Below are 1349 nucleotides of genomic sequence, written 5' to 3'. Positions count from 1 at the left end.
CTGCGTCGGCGGCGGCTCCAACGCCATCGGCATGTTCGCCGACTTTATCGATGATGCCGACGTCGGGCTGATCGGCGTGGAACCCGCCGGTCTGGGCATCGAGACCGGCCAGCACGGCGCGCCGCTGAAGCACGGCCACGTCGGCATCTACTTCGGTATGAAAGCGCCAATGATGCAGACCGCCGAAGGCCAGATTGAAGAATCCTATTCAATCTCCGCCGGGTTGGACTTCCCGTCCGTCGGGCCGCAACACGCCTTCCTGAACAGCATCGGCCGCGCCGAATACGTGTCGATCACCGACGACGAAGCGCTGGAAGCGTTCAAGGCGCTGTCGCGCCATGAAGGCATCATCCCGGCGCTAGAATCCTCGCACGCCCTGGCGCACGCGCTGAAAATGATCCGTGAAACGCCGCAGAAAGAACAGATCCTGGTGGTCAACCTGTCCGGCCGCGGCGACAAAGACATATTTACCGTTCACGACATTTTGAAAGCACGGGGAGAAATCTGATGGAACGTTATCAGCAACTGTTCAAACGCCTGGAAAGCAACAAGGAAGGCGCCTTCGTCCCGTTCGTGACGCTGGGCGATCCTAATCCAACGCTGTCGCTGCAGATTATCGATACCCTGATCGAAGCCGGCGCGGACGCGCTGGAGCTGGGCATCCCCTTCTCCGATCCGCTGGCGGATGGCCCAACCATCCAGAGCGCGACGCTGCGCGCTTTCGCCGCCGGCGTCACGCCGACCCAGTGCTTCGAGATGCTGGCGGCCATCCGCCAGAAGCACCCGACCATTCCCATCGGCCTGCTGATGTACGCCAATCTGGTGTTCCATAAAGGCATCGATGCGTTTTACCAACGCTGCGCCGAAGTGGGCGTGGATTCGGTGCTGGTCGCCGACGTGCCGTTTGAAGAGTCTGCGCCGTTCCGCGCCGCCGCCGCTCGCCACGGTATCGCACCGATCTTCATCTGCCCGCCGAACGCCGATGACGATCTGCTGCGTGAAATCGCGTCGCACGGCCGCGGTTACACCTACCTGCTGTCGCGCGCCGGGGTGACCGGCACCGAAAGCCGGGCGCAGTTGCCGTTGCATCACCTGGTGAACAAGCTGCGCGAGTATCACGCCGCGCCGCCGCTGCAGGGCTTCGGCATCTCCGAACCCGAGCAGGTGAAGGCGGCGCTGCAGGCCGGCGCCGCCGGCGCGATCTCCGGCTCGGCAATCGTCAAAATCATCGAACAGCACCATGCCGACCCGGCGGAGATGCTGACCAGGCTGGCGGCCTTCGTCAGCAATATGAAGCACGCCACCCAGGCGTGATCCTCTTTAGCGAGCGCCCTGCCGGCGCTCGCTTT

2 protein-coding genes are annotated in these 1349 nt (G+C 63.4%); both read left to right on the top strand.

What is annotated here, in order from left to right; genetic code table 11:
* The coding region (locus ADK28_RS00750) for a pyridoxal-phosphate dependent enzyme (protein WP_048794634.1) at positions 1 to 508 on the top strand (508 nt) is incomplete at its 5' end.
* Complete coding sequence (gene trpA / locus ADK28_RS00745; protein WP_048794633.1) at positions 508 to 1314, top strand: tryptophan synthase subunit alpha; 807 nt, start codon at positions 508 to 510, stop codon at positions 1312 to 1314. The genes ADK28_RS00750 and trpA, both read left to right, overlap by 1 nt.
* Positions 1315 to 1349 lie beyond the last annotated feature (35 nt).

The organism is Serratia sp. 506_PEND (assembly GCF_001076875.1).
GTDB lineage: Bacteria > Pseudomonadota > Gammaproteobacteria > Enterobacterales > Enterobacteriaceae > Serratia > Serratia marcescens.
This window is presented reverse-complemented; position numbering and strand designations above follow the sequence as displayed.

Bases quoted from the DNA above. Each gene is read 5' to 3' on its own strand.
- trpA (WP_048794633.1), top strand. From the start codon at position 508: ATGGAACGTTATCAGCAACTGTTCAAACGCCTGGAAAGCAACAAGGAA.